The 21,638-nt window shown below is 63.8% G+C and carries 15 protein-coding genes; 10 read left to right on the forward strand and 5 right to left on the reverse strand.

Annotated elements, in window-relative coordinates:
• The first annotated feature begins 18 nt into the window (after positions 1-18).
• Together RBB31_RS05730 and RBB31_RS05735 are read left to right on the forward strand one after the other, a co-directional pair.
• Complete coding sequence (locus RBB31_RS05730) at positions 19-837, forward strand: substrate-binding domain-containing protein (RefSeq protein WP_371931295.1); 819 nt, start codon at positions 19-21, stop codon at positions 835-837.
• 55 nt (positions 838-892) lie between these two features.
• Entirely contained in the window at positions 893-1,792 is a 900-nt protein-coding gene (locus tag RBB31_RS05735) for a helix-turn-helix transcriptional regulator (protein WP_306128308.1), read from the forward strand.
• 69 nt (positions 1,793-1,861) lie between these two features.
• Here the strand turns inward: RBB31_RS05735 and RBB31_RS05740 are convergent, their stop codons facing one another.
• The gene (locus RBB31_RS05740) at positions 1,862-2,242 is read right to left on the reverse strand and encodes a hypothetical protein (RefSeq protein WP_306128309.1); all 381 of its coding nucleotides are present in this window, start codon (positions 2,240-2,242) and stop codon (positions 1,862-1,864) included.
• 993 nt (positions 2,243-3,235) lie between these two features.
• On the opposite strand from RBB31_RS05740, the gene RBB31_RS05745 reads away from it, so the two are divergent.
• Positions 3,236-7,228 (forward strand): Hint domain-containing protein, encoded by a 3,993-nt coding sequence (locus RBB31_RS05745; protein ID WP_306128310.1) that lies wholly within the window; start codon positions 3,236-3,238, stop codon positions 7,226-7,228.
• A 351-nt stretch (positions 7,229-7,579) separates the two neighbouring features.
• Here the strand turns inward: RBB31_RS05745 and RBB31_RS05750 are convergent, their stop codons facing one another.
• Both RBB31_RS05750 and RBB31_RS05755 read right to left on the reverse strand, forming a co-directional pair.
• Positions 7,580-8,179 (reverse strand): NTP transferase domain-containing protein, encoded by a 600-nt coding sequence (locus RBB31_RS05750; RefSeq protein ID WP_306128311.1) that lies wholly within the window; start codon positions 8,177-8,179, stop codon positions 7,580-7,582.
• A gap of 31 nt (positions 8,180-8,210) precedes the next feature.
• Positions 8,211-10,628: an FAD-dependent oxidoreductase gene (locus RBB31_RS05755; RefSeq protein ID WP_306128312.1), complete on the reverse strand. Its 2,418-nt coding sequence runs from the start codon at positions 10,626-10,628 to the stop codon at positions 8,211-8,213.
• 341 nt (positions 10,629-10,969) lie between these two features.
• On the opposite strand from RBB31_RS05755, the gene RBB31_RS05760 reads away from it, so the two are divergent.
• Positions 10,970-13,402 carry an FAD-dependent oxidoreductase gene (locus RBB31_RS05760; protein ID WP_306128313.1) on the forward strand — a complete coding sequence of 811 codons (2,433 nt, stop codon included), beginning with the start codon at positions 10,970-10,972 and terminating at the stop codon, positions 13,400-13,402.
• A 321-nt stretch (positions 13,403-13,723) separates the two neighbouring features.
• Here the strand turns inward: RBB31_RS05760 and bmt are convergent, their stop codons facing one another.
• Complete coding sequence (bmt, locus tag RBB31_RS05765) at positions 13,724-14,746, reverse strand: betaine--homocysteine S-methyltransferase (RefSeq protein WP_306128314.1); 1,023 nt, start codon at positions 14,744-14,746, stop codon at positions 13,724-13,726.
• A 449-nt stretch (positions 14,747-15,195) separates the two neighbouring features.
• The gene (locus RBB31_RS05770) at positions 15,196-15,510 is read right to left on the reverse strand and encodes a DUF1476 domain-containing protein (RefSeq protein WP_306128315.1); all 315 of its coding nucleotides are present in this window, start codon (positions 15,508-15,510) and stop codon (positions 15,196-15,198) included.
• 159 nt (positions 15,511-15,669) lie between these two features.
• Between RBB31_RS05770 and purC the strand changes: the two genes are divergently transcribed.
• From purC to RBB31_RS05800, 6 genes are all read left to right on the forward strand, one after another.
• On the forward strand, positions 15,670-16,431 hold the full coding sequence (purC, locus tag RBB31_RS05775) for a phosphoribosylaminoimidazolesuccinocarboxamide synthase (protein ID WP_152492292.1): 762 nt from the start codon (positions 15,670-15,672) through the stop codon (positions 16,429-16,431).
• A 13-nt stretch (positions 16,432-16,444) separates the two neighbouring features.
• Complete coding sequence (gene purS, locus RBB31_RS05780; protein WP_103761394.1) at positions 16,445-16,684, forward strand: phosphoribosylformylglycinamidine synthase subunit PurS; 240 nt, start codon at positions 16,445-16,447, stop codon at positions 16,682-16,684.
• Entirely contained in the window at positions 16,684-17,352 is a 669-nt protein-coding gene (gene purQ / locus RBB31_RS05785; protein ID WP_306128316.1) for a phosphoribosylformylglycinamidine synthase subunit PurQ, read from the forward strand. Before purS ends, purQ begins: the two co-directional genes overlap by 1 nt.
• 79 nt (positions 17,353-17,431) lie before the next feature.
• The gene (locus RBB31_RS05790) at positions 17,432-19,207 is read left to right on the forward strand and encodes an ATP-binding protein (RefSeq protein ID WP_306128317.1); all 1,776 of its coding nucleotides are present in this window, start codon (positions 17,432-17,434) and stop codon (positions 19,205-19,207) included.
• A 6-nt stretch (positions 19,208-19,213) separates the two neighbouring features.
• Complete coding sequence (locus tag RBB31_RS05795; RefSeq protein WP_306128318.1) at positions 19,214-20,548, forward strand: sigma-54 dependent transcriptional regulator; 1,335 nt, start codon at positions 19,214-19,216, stop codon at positions 20,546-20,548.
• Positions 20,549-20,609: 61 nt separating this feature from the next.
• Positions 20,610-21,365: an SDR family NAD(P)-dependent oxidoreductase gene (locus RBB31_RS05800; RefSeq protein WP_306128319.1), complete on the forward strand. Its 756-nt coding sequence runs from the start codon at positions 20,610-20,612 to the stop codon at positions 21,363-21,365.
• The last annotated feature ends 273 nt before the right edge of the window (positions 21,366-21,638 follow it).

Raw genomic sequence — 21,638 nt, forward strand, 5'->3', positions numbered from 1 at the left:
AGAAAGGGAGTATTCATCATGAAAATGCAATCATTCGGTGCGGCCACTGTCGCTCTGTTTCTGGCCGGGGGCGCCTGGGCACAGGACCAGTCGATCATCGTCCAGTCCACGACCTCGACGGCGAATTCGGGCCTTTACGATTACCTGCTTCCGATCTTCCAGGACAAGACGGGCATCCAGGTCAACGTCGTGGCCGTTGGCACCGGACAGGCGATCAAGAATGCCGAGAACTGCGATGGCGACGTGCTTCTGGTTCACGCCAAGCCGTCCGAGGAGAAATTCGTCGAGGCCGGCTTTGGCACCGCGCGCACGGACCTGATGTACAACGACTTCGTCATCGTGGGCCCGGCAGACGACCCGGCCGGCGTGGGCGGCATGGACGACGTGCAGGGCGCAATGGGCAAGATCGCCGAGACGGGCGCGCTCTTTGCCTCGCGCGGCGATGACAGCGGCACGCACAAGAAGGAGATGGCGCTCTGGTCCGACAGCGGCGTCGATCCCACGGCGGCCAGCGGCGACTGGTACCGCGAGACGGGCTCGGGCATGGGCGCCACGCTCAACGCGGGCATCGGCATGGGCGCCTACGTGATGACCGATCGCGCCACCTGGATCAGCTTCGACAACAAACAGGATTACGAGATCCAGGTCGAGGGCGATGAGGACATGTTCAACCAGTACGGCGTGATCCCGGTCAACCCCGAGAAATGCCCCAGCGTCAAGGTCGACGCCGCCCAGACGTTCGCCGACTGGCTGGTTTCGGACGAGGGGCAGGAGGCCATCGCGGCCTACACGGTGGCCGACCAGCAACTGTTCTTCCCCAACGCACCGGAAAACTGATAGACGTATCGGGGCGGCGGTGCACCCGCCGCCCCGAGATACAGATCCAGGTGCCATGACCGAGCTTGACCTTCCCGACCACGAATACCTGACCGTCAAGGAACTGGCCGAGCTTCTGCGCCTGAAGGAACGCAAGATATACGATCTCGCGGCCTCGGGTGCCGTGCCGTGTTCACGCGCCACCGGCAAGTTGCTGTTTCCGGCAAACGAGATCCGCGATTGGATCGAACAGGCACAGTCTGGCGGTGGCGCCGCGCCAATGCACAGCTCGAAACTGCGCACGCCCATCATGCTGGGCAGCCATGACCCATTGCTCGACTGGGCCATCCGACAGTCTGGCTGCGGGCTGGCCACCCTGCATGACGGCTCGAATGACGGGCTGGACCGGTTCACGTCAGGCGAGGGCATCGCCGCCGGCCTGCACATTCTGGATCCCTCAACCGGCACCTGGAACGTGCCCGCCGTCTCGCGCGCGGCCGCGCGACAGAACGCGGTGCTCGTGCGGTTCGCGACACGGCGGCGCGGCTTGGTTGTCCGGCCCGGAGAGCGCGCGCCCAAGGACCTGCACGATCTTGCCGGTGTCCGCTTCGTCCCGCGGCAGGCGGGTTCGGGGACCGACACGCTATTACGACATCTTCTCGAGCGCGACGGGCTGGACCTGTCCGCCGTGGAACAGGCCGAGACTGCCCGCACCGAGGACGACGCCGTCGAGGCCGTCCGCCGCGGCGCGGCCGACACGACCTTCGGCCTCGAAGCTGTGGCGCGGAGTTTCGGCCTGGAATTCGTTCCGGTGATCGAGGAAGAGTTCGCGCTCCTGGTCGACCGCAAGGCGTGGTTCGAGGCGCCGATGCAGGCGCTCATGGGCTTTTGCGCGACAGGCGCATTCCGCGATCGCGCGGACGCCTACGGAGGCTACGATACCGAAGGGCTGGGCACCGTTTTGTGGAACGCCTAGCGCGCGGCCCATAAAAAAACTGGCGGCCGCAATGATGCGGGCCGCCAGCATTTTCCAACTTATCGGAACTTACTTGGCTTCGTCTTCGTCCTGGAACATGTCGGCCATGTCCATCTCGGGGTTCGCCTCGCACTCTTCCATCAGCACGACCATCAGCTCCTCGTCCGAGCCCGTCGCCATGGCGCGTGCCGCGGCGCGACCGCCGACATCGTCGTCAGGATCGCCCAGCTCGTTGGTGGCGCTGGCCGCGTCCGTTTCGGCGTTTTCGTCCGCGCCAACAGCTTCATCGCGCAGCATCTCGCGGCCACCGAAACCTTCAAAGGCTTCCATTTGGCCGGCGCTGTCCATCTCGTTGTATTCGGCGCAGGTAATGGCGTAGGCGGGTTGCGACAGCGCAACGACGAGGCCGAGAACCGAGGTGGATTTCAAGAGGGTCTTGTTGAATGTCATAACTTGCTCCCATGCAGTCACGTAGGTTTATCCGTCCCGTGCGACATGCATCCAAAACGTAAACCATTGGGTGCGGAACGCCCTGTCCCGGCCATAGGTTCCTGCATTGGGCGCAAAACCGCATAATCTTCAAACCAGGCGCGTCCCTTGGCCGCGTATGCCCCGGCACGCTAACGCCCGAGGACGTGGGCGTCGGCCGCTATCAGGTGCAGCCGCACGTTCTGCATAATCAGGACTCTTTCGACCTCATTGTCCCGGATTTCCGCCGCGCATGGCCTGGCAAGCCGGTGGTGTTCATGATTCGACGGTTTGCTTTCGACGAAAATTCGCTTCGATTCGTCCGAAATATGGCGTGACCGTTTCCAGACCGAGGATAGTCGCCGGATTTCGCCAAGATTGACGCATGGTTAAGCAATAACTTTGATCAAGCGCTATCAAGCTCATGCCACAATTCGGCCACGCTCATTTCCCGTCACTTTCGGAAACAAAGCTCTGCCACAGGTTGAATTGCAGATCGGCAAGAAATCGCACACCCCTTGTTTTCAAGCGTATGTGCAAATTCCCGCTGAACCGCCTCTGGAAACAATAACGTAAAACGCGTGTCGACGGCTGCCTTAATTGCCCGTGTTTTGGGGCATTTTCATAAACTGCGCGGACAGTTTTCCGACAAATTTCTCTTTGTGCGGCACACGGCATCTCGTACAAAGCTCGCAGCCCAACTGGGGGGCGATGTCTGTAGGTCACGGGGGCGACCGCACGAACCGCATCATTCATTGTGCGGGATTGAGTGCGATCGTCGGGCTGCTGTCGCGGCTGACTGAGCGCAAATGGAAGCGGAGGCTGAACTCCGCCCTGCTGCCGCGTCTTCGCGGATCAATCCCTCCTGGAAATGAGGTTCGTGCAGGTTGCCCCCTGGCCGCCACGTCGCCGGCTTTGGGGTTTGGTTTTGGTCTGGCCTTGCCGCATGTGCGGTGATGCCGAATGGAGAAGACGATGGCGAATTTTGATCCGAACTCGGTAACCGGCCTCATCGGCCTTTGGGATTTCAAGAGTGGTGCCGAAAAGAAAGACACCGGCCTGGACGATGGTATCGCCCAAAACGCCGAACACGGCGATGGCAACGCCATCAACGTAAGCTTCTCCGGCGATCGTCTGATCGTTGGCGCGGGCTCGAATTCGCACCCCACCGTGCTGGACATCAAGGCCGACCCGAACTCGTCGGCGGATGACGAACAGTTCAACCTGGACCGCGGCACGATCGAGACGCAGTTCACGCAGTTCTCTCATTCCGGGTCTTCCGAAGACGTGATCCTGTCGCGCGGCGAAAAGAATATCGACGAGAAAGACGAGGGCTTCTTCGAGATCCGCGTCACCAAGGATGGCCAGGTCCAGACCTATCACAACACGAACGATGGCGATGCCGTCGCCACGCTGTCCACCTCCAAGGGCTTTTTCAAGCCGGGCGATCTGGTCAACGTGAAGTACTCTTTCGATGTCGACACCGGCGCGACCCTCACCGTCGAGAACCTGACCACCGGCAAGGCCGAGACGATGGAAAGCACCGAGAAGGGCCTGACCTTCGATCTGACCGACGACGACGACGAAGAGTTCAGCTTTGGCGCGCGTGAGGTCGACGACCAGAAATATGACAAGGAATTCCAGGGCGCGATCGACTATGTCGCGCTGTATGAATCGCCCAAGGCAGGCCCGGACGGCGCCGTCGACGGCGAGGATTTCGGCGAGGACATGGACCTTGGCTATGACGACTCCAACGCGCCCACCGACCAGGGTGGCGACAAGATCACCAACGGCGCCGACCTGATCTATGGCAACGGCGGCAACGACACGATCGATGGCGCCGGCGGCGACGACACCATCTATGGCGGCACCGGCGGCGAGGCCGGCTTCAACGGACCACGCGAAAGCTTCAACTGGGACCAGGTCTCGGGCGCTCAGGCGGACAGCACCGTCACCCAGGATACCGGCAATGTGGATGTGACCTACACCCGCATCGCGGACACCGGGAAACATGAAAGCGACATCGACAATTCGACCAAATTGAACACGGCCGGCATCGACACCGGCGGTGAATCGATCGACACCAACAGTTCGCTCTTCTCGGAAACCGGCGGCAAGGGCAATACCGGCAAGTTCCAGTGGGAATTCTCGGAAGTCGTCGGAAACCTGGAATTCAATATCAACGACCTTGACGGTGACGGCCTTGTGACCGTGAAGGCCTACGACGCCGACCACAACCCGATCGAGGTTGTCCTGACCGGCGGCAAGGACATCAAGATCACCGGCAATGTCGCCGATGCGAATGGCCCGTACCAGGACGAGGACGATCCCGACACGACCGTCAATGTCTCGATCGCGGGTCCGGTATCGCGCGTCGTGGTCGAGCACACGCAGAACGGCTACGACAATTCGGGCATCCACATCACCGATATGTATTTCGACACCGGATACAGCCTGGGTGACGATGGCAACGACGTGATCACCGGCGGCGCCGGCGCGGATGAAATTTACGGCGAGGGCGGCGACGACACGTTCATCGTCTCCAGCGGTGCGGACGGCGACGGCGACAAGGTGGTCGGCGGCAACGGTCCCGACGACACCAAGGACAACGACACGCTGGACCTGCGCGGCGCGGGCCAGGTGACGATCGTCGCTTCCGCCGATGCCAGCGATAATGGCGCCCAGAAAGGGACCGTGACCTTCGAGGACGGCTCGGTGCTGGAATTCAGCCAGATCGAGACGATCCTGACCGATCCGCAGCGCGACGGTGTTGTCGATGGCGAGGAAACCGGCGAGGTCATGAACCCCGGCTACGACGACAGCAACGGCCCGACCGACGGCGGCGGCGACATCATCGACGGTCCCGACGGGCTGGATGACGTCATCGAGGGCAACGGCGGCGACGACACCATCAATGCCGGCCTCGGCAACGATACGGTCGATGGCGGCACCGGCGCTGACGTTATCGTGGGCGGTGCGGGCACCGACTCGATCACCGGCGGTCAGGGCGATGACGATATCGCCGTTGGCGGCAATGACAGCGCCTGGGGCGGCACCGGCGACGACGAGTTCACCATCGACGGCACCGATCCGGCATCGGATATCAACGTCACCATCGACGGCGGCTCGGACGGCACCGACGGCAACCCCGACGGCCCGGAAAACGGCGACGAGGGCGACAGCCTGAACCTCGGCGACCGCACCGAGGACCTGACCGTCGTTCTCGAAGACGCAGATCCCGAGAACGGCACGGTCAACGGTCTGGATGCCGATGGCGCCACCGACGTCACCTTCGAGGAGATCGAGCGCATCATCACCGGCAGCGGCAATGACACCATCGACGCCAAGGATGCCGATGGCCCGATCGACGTGGAAACCGGCGCGGGCGACGACTCGGTCGTTGGCGGCAACGGCGACGACAAGATCGACACCGGCGACGGCGACGACACGGTCATTTCCGGCGACGGGTCGGACACGGTCGATGGCGGCCACGGCAACAACTACATCGACACGTCCAAGAACAGCGCCCTGCCGCTGCCCGATGACGGCTTCCCGTCCTACGGTCCGTTCCCGGCCGTGCCCGCGGATGCCGATCCGAACGACGACCGCGATCTTGTCACTACCGGCAGCGGTAACGATACGATCTACACCGGCGACGACAACGACACCATCAACGCCGGCGCGGGGAACAACTATGTCGACGGCGGCCTTGACGACGACGATATCACCACGCTCTGGGGCAATGACACCATCGTCGGCGGCGAGGGCAACGACACGATCTCGTCCGGCGGTGGCGACGATCTCATCTATGGCGGTCTCGACCCCAATGTCGTGCCGTTCGACCAGATCAACATCCCCGACGCACCGGATGGCGGAAGCTTTGGCCCCGACCCCGATGAAGATAACGGACGGGACTGGATCGACGCCGGCACGGGCAATGACACGGTGTATGGCCAGGACGATGACGACACCATCTATGGCGGTGGCGGCAGCGACCTGCTGGACGGCGGCAGAGATGACGACCTGATCTACGGTGGCGACGGCCGCGACACCATCTATGGCGGCCAGGGGGCCGACACGATGTACGGCGAGGCCGGCTCGGACGAGTTCCGCTTTGACGAGCGCGAACATGCCTTCGGCGACGAGATCGACGGCGGCACCGAGGATGGCGACAACGACCCGACGACCGACAACGAGAACGACCAGCTCTACCTGCAAGGCATGGGCCGGTTCGAGATCGTCCAGAGCGACGGCGTCACCCCGCTGGACCTGACCACGCCGAACGACCCGGACGGCAACAGCTTTACCGGCCAGGTCAACTTCCTCGATGCCAACGGCAACGTCGAAGGCGTCCTGAAGTTCACCGAGATCGAGGACATCATTCCCTGCTTCACGCCGGGAACCGTCATCGCCACCCCGAAAGGCGAGCGCCTCGTCGAAGAGCTGCGCGAAGGCGACAAGATCATCACCCGCGACAACGGTCTGCAAGAGATCCGCTGGGTGGGCCGCCGCGATCTGTCGGGACAGGAACTGGCCAACGCGCCGCACCTGCAGCCGGTCCTGATCCGTGCGGGGTCCCTGGGCCACGGCCTGCCGGAACGTGACATGATGGTGTCGCCGCAGCACCGTGTGCTGATCAACAACGAGAAGTCGGCGCTCTATTTCGAGGACCGCGAGGTTCTGGCAGCCGCCAAGCACCTCACCGGCATGGAAGGCGTGACCTCGGTCGAGGCCAGTTCGGTCAGCTACATCCACTTCATGTTCGACCAGCACGAGGTGGTGCTGTCCAACGGCGCCTGGACCGAAAGCTTCCAACCCGGCGACACGGTGCTCGACGCGATGGGCGACGCCCAGCGAAAGGAGATCTTCGAGCTCTTCCCCGAACTGTCGGAGGCCGAGGGCCTGAAGGCCTACACCGCCGCACGCCGGTCGCTGAAGAGGCACGAAGCGCGGCTTCTGGTAAAGTAACAGCTTTGCAGCCGACCGGCCCTTTCCGGGGCCGGTCACATGGAATCGGTTACGGGGGCTGACTCGAGTTCCAGTAAACAATCCCGGTCACCGACCGGGATTGTTTCGTTTTCATAAAGTTGTTCGCGCAGAAGCGTATCGTGACGCCGCGCCTGTCTGAAATTCGTGAACTTCACCGGGGCTTTCGTGAAGGCCGCGCAAGCACGCTCGCCGCAGCGGGCACCGACGCGGGAAAGCCGTTTTCGCCTGACCTTCGACCCACACACCGCGATCTCGGCCGGCGTGTTCAGGCAGCTTTCAGCACCGCGATCATGCGATGTGCGGCATGGCAAGCGAACCGGAAACCCTGCTCTAGTCTTTCGCCGTCCGCCAGTCCGCCCAGGCTTCGGGCGTGTCCAGATCCAACGTGGCCCTGGTCCCGCCAAGGGGGCAGGGCCGTACTCGCTCTCGCGCAATCACCTCCCGTGCGCCGGTATCGCCACGTAGAGTGACAAGCGCCGGTAGCAGCCGGGCGGGCAGGAGGGTCGGGTGCCCGAACCGCCCCTGCGCATCCGTCGCGCGGATCACGTCGCGCGGATGCTCCGCGTGCAGCGCCCCAACCGCCCGCATATCCTCGCCCGTCAAGTCCGGCATGTCTGGCAGTACGATCATCAGCCCGCTCATATCCCGTTCCAAGGCCCAATGCGCCGCGGCGCGCAACGACGCGCTGATCCCGTTGGCCGCATCGGGCACGCGTCGCGCTTCGAACGCGGCGTCGGTCACATCGCCAAGGCATGCGGCACGGGCACCAGGCTCCGGGGGAAGGGTAACAAGCAGGGGTAAACCTGTGCTTAACGCCCGCCGCACCTGCCGCAGCAACAGCGGCATGCCGTCCACCTCTTCCAGCAGCTTGTCGCGCCCGCGCATCCGCGATGACGCGCCCGCCGCGGGCAGAACGATCCCCAATGTCACCTGTGCCGGGCCTTTCGTGTCTGATCCCGGATTACCCTCGCATCCGGCTCATGTCGGGGTCAAACAAATGCTCGGTCAGCAGCTTTGCCGCGCACATCTCGCCCAGGATCTCGATCTCGGCTTGCAGCCCCGGCTTGGCATGTTGGGCGGGGATCAGCGCCAGCGCAATCGACTTCTCCGCATGGTGCGAATACCCGCCCGAGGTGCAGAACCCCTGTACCGAACCGTCGATCCAGACCGGCTCATAGCCGTTGACATCGGCATCGGTCGCATCCACCTCGAACGCCACCAGCGCCCGCTTCGCCCCTTCGGCCCGTTCCTTTTCGGCCGCCGCGCGCCCGATAAAATCGGCGTTTTTCCCGAAGCTGATGAAGCGATCCATGCCGGTTTCGCCCGGCGTGTAATCGGGCGAGAACTCCGAGAGCCAGGAGCCAAAGAACCGGTCCAGCCGCAGCGACATCATCGCCCGCATCCCGAAAGGTTTCAGGCCGAAATCCTTGCCCTGGCTCCACAATTCGTCCCACAGCGCCCGCTGGGCCATCGGATCGCAATAGATCTCGAAACCCAGATCGCCGGTATAGCTGACCCGCTGAACGAGGCAGTCGACCATGCCCACGGAAATTTGCCGCAGGTCCATGAACGCCATGTCCGAAATATCCGACCGCGTGCAGGCCGCCAGCAACTCGCGTGATTTCGGCCCCGCCAGTTGAAACCCGTTCAGCCGGTCCGAAATATTCTCGACCGTCACGCCGTCCGCCGCGTTCTGCTCGAACCAACGCATATGATAAGCCTGCGCGCCATAAGAGGCGGTCAGCTGGAACGCCTCGTCCGACAGGCAGGAGACGGTAAAATCGCCTATCAAGCGCGCGGCATGTGAAAGCATCGGCGTCAGGCTTATCCGCCCCGGTTTGGGGATGCGGCCCGCCATGATCCGGTCCAGCCAGTCACGCGCGGCGGGGCCGGTCACCAGGTACTTGCCGAAGTTGTGAACCTCATTGATTCCAACCCCTTGCCGGACGGTCTTCACCTCGCGCGCCGTGGCCTCCCACGCATTCGATCGCCGGAAGCTGGGCGTCTCGAACCGTGGCTCGTCGCCTGTCGCGAAATAGTTCACCACCTCCAGCCCGAACTGGTGCCCCCAGACCGCGCCCATACCGTCAAAGATGTCGTACATCGGCGTGGTGCGGAAGGGGCGCGCGGCGGGCAACTCCTCGTTCGGATAGCTGACGGAAAACCGTTTCTGATAGTTCTCGATCACCTTGGGCAGGGTGTAACCGGGCGTGATCCAGTCGCCGTAACGCGCCACGTCCATCGCGCTCACGTCCCGCTCGCATTCGCCCGTCGTCATCCACTGCGCCAGCATCAGGCCCACACCGCCGCCCTGGCTGAACCCGGCCATCACCCCACAGGCCGACCAGTAGTTGCGCAGGCCCGGCACCGGGCCCACCAGCGGGTTGCCGTCGGGCGCAAAGGTGAACGGCCCGTGAATGACCGATTTCACCCCGGCACGTTCCAGAGCGGGAAAGCGTTTGTAAGCGAAATCAATGGATTGCGCGATCTTGTCAAAGTCGTCGGGCAACAACTCATGCCCGAATTCCCAAGGCGTGCCATCGACCGCCCAGGCCCGGCAGGGCTGTTCGTAGAACCCGATGCAGAGGCCACGCCCCTCCTGCCGCAGATAGCTTTCACCGGCCGGGTCCATCACATGCGGATGCTCTCCGCCGGCGTCGATGATGGCGGCAATCTCCGGCACTTCCTCGGTCACGAGGTATTGGTGCTCCATCGGGTAGATCGGCACGTAAACGCCCGCCATCGCGCCCACTTCCCGCGCCCAAAGGCCCGCCGCGTTGACCACATGCTCGGCCAAAATGGTGCCTTTCTCGGTCACCACCTCCCAGGTGCCATCCGGTTTCGGGTTCGTTTCCAGTACCTTGCAATGCGTCTCAATCGTGGCGCCGCCCATCCGCGCGGCCTTGGCATAGGCGTGGGTGGTGCCCGACGGGTCAAGGTGGCCGTCCAATGGGTCGTAAAGCGCCCCGATGATGCCCTCGGTGTTGGTGACGGGCGCGATCCTGCGCACCTCCTCGGGCCCCACGATTTCGGTCTCCAGCCCCATGTAACGATGCTTGGCCCGTTCAGCGAGCAGCATGTCGAACCGGTCCTTGTTGTCCGCGAGCGTCACGCCGCCCACGTGATGCAACCCGCAGGACATGCCGGTGATCTCTTCCAACTCCTTGTAAAGCTTGATCGTATAGCCCTGAAGTGCGGCCATGTTGGTGTCGCCGTTCAGAGTATGAAAGCCCCCCGCGGCGTGCCAGGTCGACCCCGAGGTCAGGTCCGACCGCTCGATCAGCATCACGTCCGACCAGCCCAGTTTCGTCAGGTGGTAAAGCACGCTGCAGCCGACAACGCCGCCGCCGATCACGGCCACTCGGGTGGTGGTTTTCATGGGGTATTCCTTGCTCCTGGTGTTAGCTACAGACTGTCTGGTTGCCGAGGGACAGCATGTCCGTTTGCGACAGGATGTGTCGTAAAGTGTTGCAACTACGGATCGAAGGGAAACCGAGCGGACCAGACGCGCACGCGCCGTGCCGTCGCATTTTGCCGGCTCGCCCTCAGCCAATCACGCGGCCTCCGGCTGTGACAACCACCCCCCTGACGCAAACCGAAACCCCCTGTCGGAAACGACATGACAAAATGCTTCCGCACGACCGATGATGTCGGGAACCGACAAACGCGGGCCGCCCCGGTGGGGCAGTGTGCCGCCAAACAGTCAGATAGGAAGACGAGATGAAGACTCATGCACAGGCCGTTGTCATCGGGGGTGGCGTCATCGGATGCTCGGTCCTCTATCACCTGACCAAGCTGGGCTGGACAGACGTGGTGCTGCTGGAGCGCGACGAACTGACCTCCGGCTCGACCTGGCACGCGGCGGCCAACATCCACGGCCTGCACGACAGCGCCAATATCAGCCGCCTGCAACACTACACGATGAACCTCTACAACAGCCTGGAAGAGGAAACCGGCCAAAGCTGTGGCGTCTTCCAGCCCGGCTCGCTCTACCTCGCGCAGACGGAAAATCGCGAGCATCAGCTGAAGCTTCAGGCCGCCAAGGCCGAACTCTACGGGATGAACTTCTTCGAGATCACCCGCGAAGAGGCCGAGGAAAAGCACCCGCTGGTCAATTTCGACGGCATCCGCTGCATCATGTGGGAACCCGATGGCGGCAACGTGGACCCCTCGGGCGTGACCAACGCCTATGCCGTGGGCGCCCGCCAGCGCGGCGCGGAGATTCACCGCTTCACGCCGGTCACGGCCACCACGCAGAAACCCGACGGAACCTGGATCGTCGAGACGCCCAAGGGCAATATCGAAACCGAATGGGTCATCAACTGCGCCGGTCTCTGGGGCCGCGAAGTGGCGAAAATGGCGGGCATCGAGGTGCCGCTGCAGCCCACCGAGCACCAGTATTTCGTGACGGAAACCATCGCAGAGATCGACGGCATGGACCGCCGCCTGCCGTCCGTCGCCGACCGCGACGGCGAATACTACCTGCGGCAAGAGGGCAAGGGCCTTCTCATCGGCGCCTACGAGCGCGACATGCGTTTCTGGGCCGAGGATGGCACGCCGCTCGACTTCGCCCATGACCTTTTCCCCGACGACCTCGAGCGCATCATGGAAAACGTGATGCGCGCGATGGACCGTGTGCCGGTCGCCGCCGAGGCCGGGATCAAGCGGGTCATCAACGGCCCGATGATCTGGTCGCCCGACAGTAACGTGATCCTCGGCCCGGTGCCGGAGCTCAAGAATTACTTCATGGTCGGCGGCATCATCCCCGGCTTTTCGCAGTCGGCGGGCATGGGCCTGATGGTCAGCCAGTGGATCGTCGAAGGCGAGATGAAATACGACATGTTCGCCTGGGACGTCGCGCGCTTCGGCCTCTGGGCCAACGACCGCAAATTCGTCAAGGCGAAGGTCGAGGATGTCTATGCCCACCGCTTCGCCATCCATTACCCCAACGAGGAACGCGCGGCGGGCCGGCCCCTGCGCACGCGCCCCGTCTACCAGATGCAGAAAGAGATGGGCGCGGTCTTCGGCCTGAACTACGGTTGGGAACACCCGCAATGGTTCGCGGACGCGCCCGGCACCAAGGACACCAACGGGTTCATCCGCCAGAACTGGTGGGCGCCGGTGGGCGAGGAATGCAAGATGCTGCGCGACCGCGCCGGCATCATCGATATCTCGAACTTCGCCAAATACCACGTGAAAGGGCCGGGGGCAGAGGACTGGCTGAACGCCGTCTTCGCCAACCGGATGCCCAAATCCGTGGGCCGGTCCTGCCTCACGCCGCTCATCGGCGTGCGCGGCGGCATCGCGGGGGACGCGACCGTGACGCGCGTGGCCGAAGACGAGTTCTGGGTCGTCTCCTCGGGCATGGCCGAACGCTATCACAAGCGGTTCTTCGACATGGTCCCACTGCCCGACGGCACCACTTTCGAGACGAAAACCGAGGCCATGTGCGGCTTCAACGTCGCCGGCCCGAAATCGCGCGAGATGCTGCAGCGCCTGACCAACGAAAGCCTCGCCACCGAGGATTTCCCCTTCATGCGCTCCAAGATGATCGACATCGCGGGCGTCCGTTGCCTCGCCCTCAGGGTCAGCTTCACCGGCGACCTGGGCTGGGAACTGCACTGCAAGACCGAGGACCAGGAAAAGCTCTACAAGGCCCTGCTGGAGGCCGGCAAGGAGTTCGAAGCCGGTCCCGTGGGCGCGCGCGCGCTCATGTCCATGCGGGTCGAAAAGGGCTACGGCTCCTGGAGCCGCGAATACTCGCCCGAGTATTTCCCGCACGAGGTCGGCTTTGCACCGCTCTGCAAGATGGACAAGGAGTTCCTCAACAAGGCGGCGGCGGAAAAGGCCATGGCCGAGCCCACGCGCGAGGAACTGGTGCTGATCCACATCGACGAAGAGGACACCCATGCCTCCAACGCCGATGCCACGGGCGGCGAGCCCATTCGCGACGCGAACGGCACCCCGGTGGGCCGCGTCACCTCGGGCACCTATGGCTATACCGTCGGCATGAGTCTCGCGCTCGGTTACGTGAAATCCGGCACCGTCAAGCCCGGCGACGATGTGCAGGTCATGGTGCTGGGCCGCCCGCACAAGGCCCGCATCCTGCACGAGCCGCCGTTCGATCCCAAGGGCGAAAAGCTGCGCGCCTGAGGCAAGCCTTGCCTGCCCGCGCGCAGACAGGGCAACCCTGACTGTGCCAATGCCGGTCCTTCGACTGTCCCGAACGGCGAAAGATCGGCGAGAGTCGGTTCTTCATGCCCCGGTGTGGCGCAGGCACAGACCGGTACGGCATCGGGTTTCTCACCTATAGCAGCTGACCACCGCTGTCGGGTCGTCTTCCGGGCCGCCATCCTTGCGGAATTCTATCGCGCGGCCCGAAAGGCAACAGCGAACCCGGCGGGCCGGGGGGCGTGGGTTTTCACCCACCCTACGCCCGGAATGGTCCGCTCCGGCCCGAAGAGACGGTGCCGCTTACCCGCGCCGCCGCCGGTTGCGCCGCGCCGGGCGTGGCGTGTCGTCGTCATCGTCCTCGGTACCGTCCACCGCCGACGAAAACGCACCCAGCGCCTCGGTGATCTGCTCCAGCGTCGGGCGCTCGCCGCGCGGCCGGGTCTCCAACGCCTCGCGCATCTTCGACAGGTGCTCGGGCATCGTGCCACAGCAACCGCCGATGATCGTCGCGCCCGCATCGCGGGCCAGCACGGCGTAATCCGCCATCAGGTCGGGCGTGCCATCGTAATGGATATGCCCGTCCACGTATTTCGGGATGCCGGCATTGCCCTTGGCCACGATCGGGCGCTCGGTGCCCTGCGCCACGAAGCCCAGCACCGTGCGCATCAGGTCCGACGCGCCGACGCCGCAATTGGCGCCAAAAGCCAGCGGCTTGTGATCCAGTTTTTCCACCATCACCGCCATGTCGGCCGAGGTCAGGCCCATCATCGTGCGCCCGGCCGTGTCGAAACTCATCGTGCCGCACCACGGCATCTCGGCCAGCTTGAACGCTTCCGCCGCGGCCTTGTATTCCTCGGGGGCGCTGATCGTTTCCAGCCACAGAACGTCGGCGCCGCCTTCCTTCAGTCCTTCGGCCTGTTCGTGAAAAATCTCGACCGCCAGTTCGTGGGTCAGGCTGCCCATCGGCGCCATGATCTCGCCGGTGGGGCCGACGGACCCGGCCACAACCACGGGGCGGTCGCGACGGTCGGCCACCTCGCGCCCGATCTCCGCCGAGACGCGGCTCAACTCGCGCGCCCGCTTCTGCGCGCCGTGCAGCTTCAGTCGCGAGGCGTTGCCGCCAAAGGAATTGGTCAGGAACAGGTCGCTGCCCGCATCGACGGCCATGGCGTAAAGCTTTTCGATCCGGTCGGGATGCTCCACGTTCCACATCTCGGGCGCGTCACCGGAGCTCAGACCCATGTTGAAAAGATTGGTGCCGGTGGCCCCATCCGCGAGGATCCAGTCCCGCTCGGCCATCATCTTGCTCAGTGCGTTGGTCATGCGCTGCCCTCTGTCCAATATCGGCAGGCAATCTCATACATTCCGTGCGCGCGCAAATCCAAAATACGCGTCTTCTTCCTGAACCACGATCCCGTCCGCCGCCAGCGTCCCGCGCGCGTCTCGTTCATGCGTCTCCATACCATGCGCGCGACCATGCGCGCGGCAGGCGGGCGAATGACCAGCCACAGGTCCGGCAGGCCCAGGCACAGCCCGAAACGGCTCCGGACCAGCGCCAGGCGCGGCACCGGCAGGGCGGCAATTTTGCTCTTAAACTGTCTTGCCGAACGATGAACACCACCTGGTGGCTCAGCGAACCGCCCCAAGCTTAAAGACCTGGCGTTACCAGCAGCTTAACAGATCAAATTAAGGGAAGTTAATCGCGACCTGGTCGCCCTTGCCGCGTAGGGCGGGTGAAAACCCACCTTTGGTGGGTGAGAACCCACGCGCTCTCAACTTTCCTTCATCAACTGCTCCTGCGCCACGCGCAGAAGTTCGTCCATCTTGGAGCGGATCGTGTCGGCATCGGCCATGTCGCCCAGATCACCCGCGACCTTGCGCACCACGTCCTCGTGACCCGCTTCCTCGAAATCCGACAGCACGACCTCTTTCGCATAGGCATCGGCATCCGCCCCGGTCTTGCCCAGGATTTCCGCCGCCCACAGGCCCAACAGCTTGTTGCGCCGCGCCTCGGCCTTGAATTTCATTTCCTCGTCGTGGGCATACTTGTTTTCAAAGGCGTTTTCACGATCGTCGAAGGTGCTCATCAGGCTCTCCCCGGGCAGGTATTTCGGTCGCCCCAGATATGGCCGCAAGCCCGCGCGGACGCAAGAGCCTAAGGGCTTCTTGCCCCATTTCGCCGCATGCACTATGAGAACGCCAGATGCCGCGAGTCCCTCAACGCGGCCCCATATGAAAGAGAGCCCATGGCGCGGCGCAAGAAAATCTACGAAGGCAAGGCGAAGACCCTGTTCGAAGGCCCCGAACCGGGCACCATCGTGCAGTATTTCAAGGACGACGCCACCGCCTTCAACGCGGAAAAACGCGATGTGATCGAAGGCAAGGGCGTGCTCAACAACATGCTCTCGGAATACTTCATGACCGGCCTGACCAATGTCGGCATTCCCAACCACTTCCTCAAGCGGATCAACATGCGCGAACAGCTTGTGCGCGCCTGCGAGATCATCCCGCTCGAGGTGATCGTGCGCAACTATGCCGCCGGCTCGATGGCCAAGCGGCTGGGCATGGACGAGGGCACGCAGCTGCCCCGTCCGATCGTGGAATACTGCCTGAAGGACGACGCGCTCGGCGACCCGCTGGTTACCGAGGAACATATCGCCGCCTTCGGCTGGGCCACCCAGCAGGACATGGACGATATCCTGTCGCTCGCCCTGCGCGTGAACGACTTCCTCGCCGGTGTCATGTACGGCGTCGGCATCAAGCTGGTGGATTTCAAGATCGAGATCGGCCGCGTCTATGACGGCGATTTCATGCGCCTGATCGTGGCCGACGAGATCTCGCCCGACAGCTGCCGGCTGTGGGATATCGAGACCGGCCAGAAGCTCGACAAGGATGTGTTCCGCCGCGATCTGGGCAGCCTGACGGATGCCTATACCGAGGTGGCCAAGCGCCTGGGCGTCATGCCCAAGACCAACCCGCCCGTGACCAAACCGACTCTGATCAACTAGGGGAATCGACCACATGAAAGCCCGCGTACACGTCATGCTGAAAAACGGGGTGCTGGACCCGCAGGGCGAGGCCGTGCGCCATGCGCTCGGGTCGCTGGGCTTCGACGGGGTCGAGGGCGTGCGCCAGGGCAAGATCATCGAACTGGACCTGACCGAGACCGATCCGGGCAAGGCCAAGGAAACGGTCACGGCCATGTGCGAAAAGCTGCTGGCGAACACGGTCATCGAATCCTATTCGGTGGAGATCGCCTGATGCACGCCGCCGTCATCGTCTTTCCCGGCTCCAACTGCGACCGTGACATGAAGGTCGCGTTCGAGAACGCGGGCGCACGCGTCTCGATGGTCTGGCACAAGGACACCGAGATGCCCGCAGGGGTCGACGTGATCGGCGTGCCGGGCGGTTTTTCCTTTGGCGACTACCTGCGCTGCGGCGCAATTGCGGCAAACTCGCCCATTTGCCAGTCGGTCAAGGCTCATGCCGACAAGGGCGGCTATGTGCTCGGCATCTGCAACGGTTTCCAGGTGCTGACGGAAACCGGCCTGCTGCCGGGGGTTCTGCTGCGCAACTCGGGCCTGAAGTATGTCTGCAAAGCCCTTGATCTGAAAGTGGAAACCTCGAATTCCGCTTACACCTCGGGCTATAACGCGGGCACCACGATCACCATCCCGATCGCGCATCACGACGGCAATTACTACGCTGATGACGATACGCTCGCGCGGCTCAACGACGAGGACCGTGTCGCCTTCCGCTACGTCGAAAACCCCAACGGCTCGCAGCAGGACATCGCCGGCATCCTGTCGGACAACCGCCGCGTGCTGGGCATGATGCCCCACCCCGAGCGCATGGCCGAGGAAATCCACGGCAACACCGAGGGCGCGACACTCTTTTCCAGCCTCGTCGGCAGCCTGGAGAACGCCTGATCCCGTGTCCCGGCGGCAACCCGCCGGGCGCGCCGTGGACCACTCTTGTTCCGCCCCCGGCGACGGCGTAATCTGAAGCATGGCCAGGGGGTTCTTTTCACGCGAGGACAGGAACGGGCGCACGCTGGGTTGGCGCGCGCGTCTGGCGCTGTTGACGCTGGTGGCGCTGGCCATCGGAGTCGTCGCCGTCACCAACAGCCTGCTGACCGACCGTTTCACCGAAAACACCCGTAACCGCGCCGAACTGCGCCTGGCACTCTATTCCGGCAACCTGCTGTCCGAGCTGCGCCAGAACGCCATCGTGCCGCAGCTTTTGGCGCGCGACCCGGCGCTCATCAGTGCACTTGACGCGGGCAATTTTACGCAATCGTCCCAACGCCTTATCACCTTCAACGAAGAGATCGAGGCCGCCTCGCTGACGCTTCTGGACGCCGACGGCCGCGTCGTCGCCGCGACCGACCGCGCCCGCATCGGGCAATCCGCCCGCGATGCGCCTTACTTCGTCGACACCCTGCGCAGCCGCGACAACGTCTTCACCATCGTGCAGGACGAAACCGGCGCCTTCCGCTTTTTCTATTCGCGCCGCGTGGACAGCAACCAGACCCTGGCCGGCATGATCGTGGTCGAGATCAACCTGCAGAAATTCGAACGCGCCTGGGCCGGTATTTCCGACGCCGTGCTGGTCACCGACTCGCAGGGCCGCATCATCCTTGCGACCGAACCGCGCTGGCGCGGGTTGACCGAACAGGACGCGCTGACGCGCGAGCCGCCCAGTTCCGCCATCTTTCGCGCCATCCAGGCCACCACCGACTGGTCCAGCCTGCCGCCCGACGCCTATGTCGAAGGCGAGGCGGTGATGCGGGTCGAGGGCAGGGTGGCCTTCCGCGGCTGGCGCATCGCCTCGTTCACCACCTACGCCTCGGTGCGCGACAAGGTGAACGGGGTTCTGGCGCTGGAAATCATGATCTTCGCCATCCTGCTGGCGCTGGCCTTCTATTTCCTCAACCGCAAGACGGCGGCGCGCGCCTCGCTCTTCCAGCGCGAGTCGGCGGAGCTTCGCGCATTGAACGCGCGGTTGCAGCGGGAAATCGCCGAACGCCAGAGGGTGCAGGAAAACCTCGCGGTGGCCGAACAGACGCTTCAGCAAAGCTCCAAGCTGGCCGTGCTGGGCGAGATGTCGGCGGCCGTGTCGCACGAGCTGAACCAGCCCCTTGCGGCGATGAAGACCTACCTGGCCGGCGCCCGCCTCCTGCTGTCGCGCAACCGCCCCGACGAGGCCGTCAGCTCGTTCCAGCGCATCGACGACCTGATCGAGCGGATGGGCGCAATCACCAAGCAGCTCAAATCCTACGCCCGGCAGGACGGCAACCGCTTTCAGCCTGTAAACATGGGCCATGCGATCTATTCGGCACTGGCGATGATGGAGCCGCAGCTGCGCGAACGCAAGGTCGACATCACCCGCACCATGCCCGAGGAAGCGGTCTGGGTGATGGGCGACCGGGTGCGCATCGAACAGGTCATCATCAACCTTCTGCGCAACGCCATGGACGCCACCCAGAACGAACCCGAGGCCCGGATCGACATCCTGCTGGCCGCGGGCGAGACAGCCGTTCTCACCGTGCGCGACAACGGCTCGGGCATCGCCGACATCGACAACCTGTTCGAGCCTTTCTACACAACCAAGCAGCCCGGCGACGGCGTCGGCCTCGGGCTTGCCATTTCCTCCGGTATCGTCAACGACCTCGGAGGCCGTCTGACGGCGCGCAACGCCGCCAACGGGGGGGCTGTATTCGAAATGCAGCTGCCCATATTATCCGAAGACGCCCAACCGGACGCGACAAGAGCAGCGGAGTAAAAGGACATGCCGACCGCCATGAAAATCGCCATAGTCGATGATGAAAAGGATATGCGCCAGTCGATCAGCCAATGGCTGGCGCTCTCGGGCTACGACACCGAGGCCTTCCCCTCCGCCGAGGAGGCGCTCAAGGTGCTGGGGCCGGATTATCCCGGCATCGTGGTGACCGACATCAAGATGCCCGGCATGGACGGGATGCAGTTCCTGAAAAAGCTGATGGGCAGCGACAGCTCTCTGCCCGTGATCATGATCACCGGCCACGGCGACGTGCCCATGGCGGTCGAGGCGATGCGGGTAGGGGCCTACGACTTCCTCGAAAAGCCGTTCAACCCCGACCGGATGAATGAGCTGGCCAAGCGCGCCACCAACGCCCGGCGCATGGTGCTCGACAGCCGCGCGCTGCGCCGCGAGCTTTCCGATGGCGGCCAGTTGATGAAAAAGCTCATCGGCGCCTCGCCGGTGATGGAACGCCTCAAGGAGGACATCCTCGACCTCGGCCAGGCCGACGGCCACGTCCTGATCGAGGGCGAGACCGGCACCGGTAAGACCCTCGTGGCCCACGCCCTGCACGCCGTCGGCGCCCGCGCCGGCAAGAAATTTGTCCTCATCTCCTGCTCGGGCATCGAGGAAGACGCCCTGATGAAGCGCCTCTTCGGCCCAATGCAGCCCGAGGACACCCGCCTGCCTGCCGTGGAAGAGGCCCGTGGCGGCACGCTGGTGCTGGAGGATATCGAGAAACTCAGCGAACCCGCGCAGGCCAAGCTGCTCAGTTTCGTCAACGAGGAAGGCACCCCGCCCGAAACCCGCGTCGTGGCCATTTCCAACATGCAGGAACAGGACCGCACCTGCGAGGATGCGCTGCGCTCGGATCTCTTCTACCGCCTCGGCGCGCTGCGCATCACCGTGCCGCCCCTGCGCCAGCGGGGCGAGGATATCCTGACGCTCTTCACCCGCTTCTCCGACGCCTTCGCCGATGATTACGGCTGCGAGGCGCCGCAGGTCTCCGCCCAGGAAGCCGCGCAACTCTTGCAGGCGCCCTGGCCGGGCAACGTGCGGCAACTCATCAACATCGCCGAACGCGCCGTCCTGCAATCGCGCCGCGGCTCGGGCACCATCGCCTCGCTCCTGATGTCCGATCACCAGGACATGCAGCCGGTGATGACGACCGAGGGCAAGCCGCTCAAGGAATATGTCGAGGCGTTCGAGCGGATGCTGATCGACAACACCATGCGCCGCCACAAGGGCTCCATCGCCAGCGTGATGGAGGAGCTCTGCCTGCCGCGCCGGACCCTCAACGAGAAGATGGCGAAATACGGCCTGCAACGCTCCGACTACCTCTAAGCCTGCCGGAACCGGGTCATCGCCCGCGCGTTTCTCCTGTAACAAACAAGGAGAGAGCAGCATGACCCGCACCGTCATCGTCACCGGCGCCGGCTCCGGTATCGGCGCCGCCACCGCCAAACGCTTTGCAGATGACGGCTGGAACGTCGTTCTCAACGGCCGCACCCGCGAAAAGCTCGAGGCCGTCGCGGCCGAACTGCCCGAAATGCACGTCCGCGTGGTGCAGGGCGACGTGGCGAACCCTGATGATGCCGCGCGCCTGGTCGAGGAGGCGGTCGACAGCTTCGGCGGCCTGACCTGCCTCATCAACAATGCCGGCATCGCCCGCGGCGGCGAACCGGGCGCACTCAGCCACGACGATTTCAATGCCCAGATGCATATCAACGTGGGCGGCACCTTCAACTGCGTGACCGCGGCACTGCCGGAGCTGAAAAAGGCCGACGGCGCCTGCATCGTCAACACGTCCTCGGTGTCGGGCGAACGTGGCGACTGGGCGATGTTCGGCTACAACGCCTCGAAGGGCGCGATCAGCAACATGACCCGTGCCATGGCGCTCGATCTCGCGCCCGAGATCCGCGTCAACGCCGTGGCGCCGTCGCTGACCGAGACCGAGTTGACCACGGATATCCGCGACGACGACGCCCTGATGAAGCGTTTTTCCGATCGCATCCCTATGGGCCGGGGCGCCAAACCCGAAGAGGTGGCAAGCGTCATCGCCTTTCTGGCTTCGCATGACGCCCGTTTCGTCAACGGCGTGGTGCTGCCCGTCGATGGCGGCCTTTCGGCATCGAACGGCCAGCCGAACTTCTCGGCCTGACTTCCGCAAACCTGCGCGATACAGGTTCCGCGCAGGTGCATTTTTCGCGGGCATTCTCCCATCGCGTGTGGTGGCGCACCGCCGCCATTTGTGGCAGGCGCAAGATTACCCATTGTGTTTTACCGCACTCAGCCCTTATTTAGGGAAGATGGTTCACCTTTTGTGGACCATTCCAGAGTTTCGCTGCCTCGGACCCGCAAGACGGGTCGCGGGGCAACCGATTGGGTCCCGACGGGACCACGAGACGCCGGCACGCCCCAAGGGGCGATGCGG

The sequence above is a fragment of the Roseovarius sp. MMSF_3350 genome (assembly GCF_030733425.1).
GTDB lineage: Bacteria > Pseudomonadota > Alphaproteobacteria > Rhodobacterales > Rhodobacteraceae > Roseovarius.

Bases quoted from the DNA above. Each gene is read 5' to 3' on its own strand.
- RBB31_RS05730 (WP_371931295.1), top strand. From the start codon at position 19: ATGAAAATGCAATCATTCGGTGCGGCCACTGTCGCTCTGTTTCTGGCC.
- RBB31_RS05735 (WP_306128308.1), top strand. From the start codon at position 893: ATGACCGAGCTTGACCTTCCCGACCACGAATACCTGACCGTCAAGGAA.
- RBB31_RS05740 (WP_306128309.1), bottom strand. From the start codon at position 2,242: ATGACATTCAACAAGACCCTCTTGAAATCCACCTCGGTTCTCGGCCTC.
- RBB31_RS05745 (WP_306128310.1), top strand. From the start codon at position 3,236: ATGGCGAATTTTGATCCGAACTCGGTAACCGGCCTCATCGGCCTTTGG.
- RBB31_RS05755 (WP_306128312.1), bottom strand. From the start codon at position 10,628: ATGAAAACCACCACCCGAGTGGCCGTGATCGGCGGCGGCGTTGTCGGC.
- RBB31_RS05760 (WP_306128313.1), top strand. From the start codon at position 10,970: ATGAAGACTCATGCACAGGCCGTTGTCATCGGGGGTGGCGTCATCGGA.
- bmt (WP_306128314.1), bottom strand. From the start codon at position 14,746: ATGACCAACGCACTGAGCAAGATGATGGCCGAGCGGGACTGGATCCTC.
- RBB31_RS05770 (WP_306128315.1), bottom strand. From the start codon at position 15,510: ATGAGCACCTTCGACGATCGTGAAAACGCCTTTGAAAACAAGTATGCC.
- purC (WP_152492292.1), top strand. From the start codon at position 15,670: ATGGCGCGGCGCAAGAAAATCTACGAAGGCAAGGCGAAGACCCTGTTC.
- purS (WP_103761394.1), top strand. From the start codon at position 16,445: ATGAAAGCCCGCGTACACGTCATGCTGAAAAACGGGGTGCTGGACCCG.
- purQ (WP_306128316.1), top strand. From the start codon at position 16,684: ATGCACGCCGCCGTCATCGTCTTTCCCGGCTCCAACTGCGACCGTGAC.
- RBB31_RS05790 (WP_306128317.1), top strand. From the start codon at position 17,432: ATGGCCAGGGGGTTCTTTTCACGCGAGGACAGGAACGGGCGCACGCTG.
- RBB31_RS05795 (WP_306128318.1), top strand. From the start codon at position 19,214: ATGCCGACCGCCATGAAAATCGCCATAGTCGATGATGAAAAGGATATG.
- RBB31_RS05800 (WP_306128319.1), top strand. From the start codon at position 20,610: ATGACCCGCACCGTCATCGTCACCGGCGCCGGCTCCGGTATCGGCGCC.